Genomic DNA, 7,404 nt, shown 5'->3' on the forward strand with positions numbered 1-7,404 from the left:
GTCCGTCGGCGGCGGGTGGCTCGCCAGGACAGGGTTCGCGGCCGGGGTTACGGTCGAGAAGTACGCGTGTCGACGCACCCGGGGGCACAGCGTGAGGACCTGTCATGGCGAGCCCACCCACCACCGCGACCGCTGACAGCCAGAAGCACGCCCGCCGCAAGTGGGTGGCGCTCCTGGTCATCTGCTCGTGCCAGCTGATGGTGGTCCTCGACATCACCATCGTGAACATCGCGCTGCCGCACATCCAGACCGGCCTCGACTTCTCGACCACCAGCCTGTCGTGGGTGGTCAACGCGTACACGCTGACGTTCGGCGGCCTGCTGCTGCTCGGCGGGCGCAGCGGCGACATCCTCGGCCGGCGCAGGATGTTCATGTTCGGCATCCTGCTGTTCGCCCTGGCCTCGCTGCTCGGCGGCCTCGCGCAGGAGTCGTGGCAGTTGCTCGCGGCCCGCTCGCTGCAGGGCGTCGGCGGCGCGATCGCCTCGCCCACCGCGCTGGCGCTGATCACCACGAACTTCGACGAAGGCCCCGAGCGCAACCGCGCGTTCGGGGTCTTCGCCGCGGTGTCGGCGGGCGGCGGCGCGATCGGCCTGCTGGCCGGCGGCATCCTCGTCGAGTGGCTGGACTGGCGGTGGGTGTTCTTCGTGAACGTGCCGATCGCCCTGGCCATCGCGTTCGCCACACCGCGCTCGATCGCCGAGTCCGAGCGGCATACGGGCCACTTCGACGTGCTCGGCGCGGTGACCGCGACGCTCGGCGTCGGCCTGCTGGTCTACGGCTTCATCCGCGCCGCGGACAAAGGCTGGCGGGACCCGTACACGATCGCCTCGTTCACGGCCGCGGCCGTCCTGCTGCTGCTGTTCATCCTGATCGAGCGCAGGTCGCGGCAGCCGATCACGCCGCTGCACATGTTCGCCGACCGCAACCGCGCCGGCACGTACGCGATGATGCTGTGCCTGGCCGCGGCCATCTTCGGCATGTTCTTCTTCCTCACGCTCTTCGTGCAGGACGTGCTCGGGTTCAGCCCGCTCCAGGCCGGCCTCGCGTTCCTGCCGGTCAGCGCCGTCATCGCGGTCGCCGCCGGGTTCACGTCGCAGATGCTGCCGCGCTTCGGGCCCAAGCCTTTCATGGTCGTCGGCGCGCTGTTCACCGCAGCCGGGCTGGCGTGGCTGACGATGATCGAGGTGGACAGCACCTATGTCGGCAGCATCCTGGGGCCGATCCTGGTGTTCGCGACGGGCATGGGCTTCCAGTTCGTGTCGCTGACGCTGATGGCGCTGTCCAACGTGCCTGAGCAGGAGTCGGGTGCGGCGTCCGGCCTGCTGAACGCCATGCAGCAGGTGGGCGGCTCGCTCGGCCTGTCGATCCTGGTCACCGTGTACGGCACGGCAAGCCGCAACGCCGCCGAGGACAAAGTGCCGCAGTACCTGTCCACCGCGACGCCCGAGCAGCGCGCCGCGTTCCAGAAGACCGGGCAGTTGCCGAAGCCGTACAGCAGCGAGGTGCTGACGTCCGGAATCAGCGCGGCGTTCATCGCCGCGGCCGTGCTCGCCGCGATCGGCGCCGTCATCGCGACGGTCGTCATCCAGGTGCGCGCCTCCGACCTGGCCCGGTTGCAGGGCCAGCAGTCGAGCGCACCCGTCGGTTGACCGGAAGCGATTCCCCCTCGGGATATGGACATCTGACCCGTCACTTAGGAGACTCGTCGCTCACCGCGAGTTTCGCCCTCGTCGGGCCGCCCCTTCTCATCCCCTAGGGAGACGATGAGATCCCCCGTCCGGGCGCTGACCGGCAACAAACGGCGCCGTTTTTCCCTCCGCAGTCTCCTGGTCATCCTGGCCATCGTGCCGTCGCTGGCACTGGTCGGACTGTGGGGCTTCACCGCGAACCACCTGTGGACACAGACCACGGGCCTTAAGGACAACAACAACGTCGCCACGCGCGCCGGCATGCCCGCGTACACGCTGATGCTCCAGTTCCAGGCCGAACGACGGCTAAGCGCCGGTTGGTTGGCCGCCCCCGACGACGCCGTCAAGAAGGCGCTCCAGGAGCAGCGCGCCAAGACCGACGCGGCCGTCACCGACTTCCTGCACCTCATCGAGGGCCTGAACGACACCGACGCCGAAGTGGTCGCCAAGGCGCACCGCGTCGAGCGGGACCGGGCCGCGCTGCCCGCCGCCCGCGCCCGCGTCGACCAGCGCGCGGGCAGCCGCTCGGAGCTGCTGCGGCCGTTCACCGCGGCGGTCGACACCCAGCTGGACACGTTCGCGGCCCTGTCGGACATCCATGCCGACGGTGAGCTGACGTACCGCGCGCAGTCGCTGGTCGACATGTTCCGCGCCGCCGAGATGATCGCGCGCGAGGACACGCTGATCACCTACGCCGAGGCGACGCGCAAGCTCGGACCCGACGAGTACCTCGAGTTCGCCCAGACCGTGGGCACGCGGCGCTCGCTCTACGAGGAGCAGATCGCGCCCTACCTCGAGCGCGACCAGGCACTGATCTACCAGCAGCTCACCAACAGCCCGCCGTGGCAGGTCATGACGACCGCCGAGGACGCCGTGCTCGCGATGGGCGTCCGCGGTTCGTCGTCGACCCGTAGCGGCGACGGGTTCACGCTGCCGCCCGAGGCCGCGTCGTGGCGCATGGCGATGGACCAGCTGACCGGGCCGCTGCTGGCGTTCGACACCAACCGCGCCGGTGAGATCGTGTCGTCGTCGCAGGACACGGTCGACGACCTGCAGTGGACGGTGTGGCTGATCAGCGCGTCCGGCCTGGCCGTCGTGGTCGTCGTCACCGTGCTGTGCTGGGCGATCGCGCGCACGCTGCGCCGCCGGCTGCGCGGACTCCAGGAGACCACCACCGAGATGGCGACCGTGCGGCTGCCCGGCGTCATCGACCGGCTCAGCCGCGGCGAGCCCGTCGACACCGATGCCGAGCTGCCCGAGCTGCCGGAACTCGCGACGGGCCGAGACGAGATCGGGCGGGTCGCCGCGGCGTTCGCGGTCGCCCAGCGCGCCGCGCTCGACGGCGCGGTGCGGCTGGCCCGCGAACGCGAGGGGCACGCCAAGGTCTTCCACAGCGTCGCGCTGCGCACCCAGTCGCTCGTCGGCCGCCAGCTGCGCGCGCTCGACGCGATGGAGAACAAGCACCAGGACCCCGAGGTCCTCGAGGACCTGTTCGCCCTCGACCACCTGGCCACCCGGCTGCGGCGGTACGAGGAGAACCTGGTCATCCTCAGCGGCCACCAGCCCGGCCGCCGCTGGAGCAAGCCGGTACGCGTCGTCGACATCGTGCGCAGCGCGGTCGGCGAGGTCGAGGACTTCAGCCGCATCGACGTACACGTCTCCTCCGAACTGTCGCTCAACGGCGAGGCGGTCGGGCCGGTCATCCACCTGCTGGCGGAACTGCTGGAGAACGCCACGACGTTCTCGCCGCCGCAGACCCCGGTGCAGGTGCGCGGCATGGCCGTCGCCAAGGGCCTCGCGGTGGAGATCGAGGACCGCGGGCTCGGCATGGCCGAGGAGGACTACGCCGCACTGAACGCCGAGTTGGAGAAGCCCAAGGCGTTCGACATGGTCGCGCTGGCCGACGACGTGCGGCTCGGCCTGTTCGTCGTCGCGCAGCTCGCGCAGCGGCTCGGGATCGGGGTGACGCTGCGGCCTTCGCCGTACGGCGGCACGCTCGCCATCGTGTTCCTGCCGAAGGAGCTGATCGTGGGCGGCGCCAACACCTTCGACGAGCCCGGCGCCCCCGCGTCGGCCGACGAGGCGGGCGAGGCCGGCGGGACGGGCGACGGCACGGCCGCGCCCGACCACGAGGCGGCCGTCGCCGAGGTCGTCCCGGTCGGCGCGGCGCGGAGCGCGGGCGACAAGGCGCCGCTCGCCGCCGTGCCGGACCTGGGCGGGCACCCTGACAACGAAGGGCGGGCGGCGGAGGCGGACCTCGCACCGGTGCCCGGACAGACGCGGGATCAGCGCGGTCCCGCGGCCGCGCTGAACGGCCACGCCGGAACGGAGCGTTCGGTGCCCGACGACGCGGCCCACGGCGGCCGGGAGGCCGCACCCGCGGAACCGGGCGACCGGCCCAAGCCGCTGCCGCGCCGCGTGCGCCAGGCGAGCCTGGCCGAACCGTTGCGCGAGCGCGACGGAGCCCGGGCCGCGGCGGACGGAAACGACGACACACGGGACCGGGACCTCCCGACCCCGCAGCAGGCCGCCGCGACGATCTCGGCGTTCCAACGCGCGTCCGAGCGCGCCCGGGCCGCCGAGCTGACCACTGAAACACCAACGAGGGACCGCCCATGACACCGCCGCCCACGATCGCCACCGACACCCGCCTCGACTGGCTGCTGACGGACCTGGTCAGGCGCGTACCGGGCACCCGGCACGCGGTCGTGCTGTCGCAGGACGGCCTGGTCATGAGCCACTCGGAGACCTTCGACCGGGACTCGGCCGAGCAGTTGGCGGCCGCGTCGTCCGGGCTCGCCAGCCTCGCGCGCGGCATCGGCCGCAGCTTCGAGGGCGGCCCGGTGCGCCAGACGCTGATCGAGATGGAGGACGCGTTCCTCTTCCTCACGGCGGCCGGCCGGGGCGCACACATGGCGGTCCTGGCCGACCAGAAGGCCGATGTCGGCGTCGTCGCGTTCGAGATGAACACGTTGGTCAAGCGGGTCGGCGAATACCTCGGCACGACGCCGCGGTTCGCCGCCGATCCCCCTGAGGACGGTGAGGAATGAGCGCCGACAAAGGCCGCTACGGGCACGCGTGGGACGAGGACGCGGGGCCGCTCGTCCGCCCGTACACGCTCACCCGCGGCCGGACCCGCGCCGCGCACGCCGACCTGACGCTGATCACCCTGGTGACCACCGTCGAACCGGTGCCGGACGACCGCGAGGCGGGCGGCCTGCACCCCGAGGAGCTCGACATCCTGCGGCTGTGCGTCCGCCCCCAGGCGGTCGCCGAGGTCGCGGCGCTGGTGCACCTGCCGGTCAGTGTCGTGAAGATCCTGCTCGGGGACCTGGTGAACGCCGGTCGTATGACCGCACGCGCGCCGCTGTCGATGGCGCAGGCCCCGAACGCCGAACTGCTGAGGAAGGTCAGGGATGGGCTCGGTCGTCTCTAGCGCGGCGCACACCGCGGTGCCGCTGCCCGCGGCCGCGCTGGCGGTGAAGATCCTGGTGGCGGGCGGCTTCGGGGTCGGCAAGACCACGCTGGTGGGCGCGGTGAGCGAGGTCCCGCCGCTGTCCACCGAGGAGGTCATGACGGCGGCCGGGGTCGGCGTCGACGATCTGGAGGGCATCACCGGGGGCGGCACCGCGAAGGTCACCACCACCGTGGCCCTCGACTTCGGGCGCATCACGATCGACGAGGACGTCGTCCTCTACCTGTTCGGCACGCCCGGGCAGGAGCGCTTCTGGTCGATGTGGGACGACCTGGCGGTCGGCGCGCTGGGCGCGGTCGTGCTCGTCGACACGCGGCGCCTGGACTCGAGCTTCGGCAGCATCGACTTCTTCGAACGCCGCGGCGTCCCGTTCGTGGTGGGCGTGAACCGCTTCGACGGCCTCCTGGACCACACCGAGGAGGACATCCGCGCGGCGCTGGACCTGGACCCCGAGGTGCCGACGGTGCTGTGCGACGTGCGCGAACGGGCGTCGTGCCGCGAGGTGCTGCTGGCGCTGATCGACCACATCGCGGCGCGCTTCGCGGCCCAGAATTGACCCATCGAACAGGAGCCGGAATGCACCCCTACCGGGGTCTTTCCGGCTCCTAGATTTATCCCTGTAAGCAGCACCGAGGCGGCCGGGAGGCCGACCCGGAAGCCTCTGACCAGGGAGTTCGCACCATGAGCAGGAACCTCGGCGCGTCCGCCGCGCCGTCCGCGGACCACGCGACTGCGGCGGCGCCGCGCCGCCGGCTCGGGCTCACCCTCGCCCTGCTGGCGTTCGCGCAGCTGATCATCTCCATCGACTACAACATCGTGTACGTCGCGCTGCCGGAGATCGGCTCCGGGCTCGGCTTCTCGGCGCAGAACCTGCAGTGGGTGATCAGCGCCTACGCCGTCGCCTTCGGCGGCTTCCTCCTCCTCGGCGGCCGCGCGAGCGACCTGTTCGGGCCCCGCCGGATGTTCGCCCTCGGGCTCGCGCTGTACGCCGGCTCCTCGCTGCTCGGCGGACTCGCCGCCGACCCCGGTACGCTGATCGCGGCCCGCGCCGTGCAGGGCGTCGGCGGTGCGTTCCTCTTCCCCGCCACGCTCACGCTGGTGTCCACGAGCTTCGCCGAAGGCAAGGAGCGCAACCGGGCGTTCGCGGTGTGGGGCACGGCCGGCGGCAGCGGCATGATCCTCGGCTCGCTGCTCGGCGGCGTGCTGACCGACGCGTTCGGCTGGGCATCGGTCTTCTACGTCAACGTCCCGCTCGCCGGAGCCGCCGCGCTGCTCTCGTTCCGCCTGATCGCCCCCGACGCGCCGCGCACCGGCGACCGCCCCTCGTTCGACCTCGCGGGCGCGCTCACCTCGACCGTCGGCATCACCGCGCTGGTGTTCACGCTCGTCCAAGGCCCCGAGTCCGGCTGGACCTCCCCGGTCGTGCTCGGCGCCGCACTGGCCGGCGTGGTCCTGCTCGCCGCCTTCGTCGCGGTCGAACTGCGCAGCGCCCACCCCCTGCTGCCGCTGCGGCTGTTCCGCAACCGCAACCTGACCACCGGCACCGTCATCACGTTCCTCTACATGGGCACCTTCGGCACGCTGCTGTACTTCCTCACGGTCTACTTCCAGGGCGTGCACGGCTACGGCCCGATGACCACCGGCCTGGCCTTCCTCGTCCCGATGGCCGCCATCGCGGCCGGGTCGCAGACCGCCGGGCGGCTCGCCACCCGGCACGGCATCCGCCCGATCATGATCGCGTCGCTGGTCGTCGGCGGCGCCGGGGCGGTCCTGGTGGCGCTGACCATGTCGACCGGGGCGTCCTACCTGGCGCTGGTTCCGGGCCTGATCGTGCTCGGCCTCGGCCAGGGCGCCGGCTACACCCTGATGTTCGGGGCGGCCGCGCTGGGTGTCCCCGCGGAGGACCAGGGCATCGCGTCCGGTGTCGCGTCCACCAGCCAGCAGATCGGCGGCGCGGTCGGCCTCGCGCTGCTCGTCGCGGTCGCCAACTCCGGTCTGGAGGGGCTCAGCGGTGAGGCGCTGCGCTCCGCGACCACCGACGGGCTGCGCACCGCGGTGCTCCTCGCGGTCGGCGGCATCGCCCTCACCGCGCTGGCCGCGCTGGGCCTGCGCAAGCCTCCCGCCCGCGAGGTTGCCGAACACACCTCGGCCGAGTCCCGTCCGGTCGTGCACGTCTGACCCCGCGAAGACGGCGGCGCCCCCCCCCGCACCCCCGGGGGGGCGGCGCCGGGGTGGGGGGGG

6 protein-coding genes are annotated in these 7,404 nt (G+C 72.2%); all 6 read left to right on the top strand.

Annotated elements, in window-relative coordinates:
* Nucleotides 1–104: 104 nt before the first annotated feature.
* Nucleotides 105–1,649 carry an MFS transporter gene (locus QI554_RS38330; protein ID WP_281477183.1) on the top strand — a complete coding sequence of 515 codons (1,545 nt, stop codon included), beginning with the start codon at nucleotides 105–107 and terminating at the stop codon, nucleotides 1,647–1,649.
* A gap of 114 nt (nucleotides 1,650–1,763) precedes the next feature.
* Nucleotides 1,764–4,307: a sensor histidine kinase gene (locus QI554_RS38335; RefSeq protein WP_281477184.1), complete on the top strand. Its 2,544-nt coding sequence runs from the start codon at nucleotides 1,764–1,766 to the stop codon at nucleotides 4,305–4,307.
* The gene (locus QI554_RS38340; protein WP_281477186.1) at nucleotides 4,304–4,738 is read left to right on the top strand and encodes a roadblock/LC7 domain-containing protein; all 435 of its coding nucleotides are present in this window, start codon (nucleotides 4,304–4,306) and stop codon (nucleotides 4,736–4,738) included. The genes QI554_RS38335 and QI554_RS38340 overlap by 4 nt, the downstream gene beginning before the upstream one ends.
* Nucleotides 4,735–5,124: a DUF742 domain-containing protein gene (locus QI554_RS38345; protein WP_281477187.1), complete on the top strand. Its 390-nt coding sequence runs from the start codon at nucleotides 4,735–4,737 to the stop codon at nucleotides 5,122–5,124. Before QI554_RS38340 ends, QI554_RS38345 begins: the two co-directional genes overlap by 4 nt.
* Entirely contained in the window at nucleotides 5,105–5,719 is a 615-nt protein-coding gene (locus QI554_RS38350; RefSeq protein WP_281477188.1) for a GTP-binding protein, read from the top strand. Before QI554_RS38345 ends, QI554_RS38350 begins: the two co-directional genes overlap by 20 nt.
* A gap of 125 nt (nucleotides 5,720–5,844) precedes the next feature.
* Nucleotides 5,845–7,341: an MFS transporter gene (locus QI554_RS38355; protein WP_281477189.1), complete on the top strand. Its 1,497-nt coding sequence runs from the start codon at nucleotides 5,845–5,847 to the stop codon at nucleotides 7,339–7,341.
* Nucleotides 7,342–7,404: the final 63 nt, after the last annotated feature.

It is taken from the genome of Yinghuangia seranimata (assembly GCF_029953285.1).
Classification (GTDB): Bacteria; Actinomycetota; Actinomycetes; order Streptomycetales; family Streptomycetaceae; genus Yinghuangia; species Yinghuangia seranimata.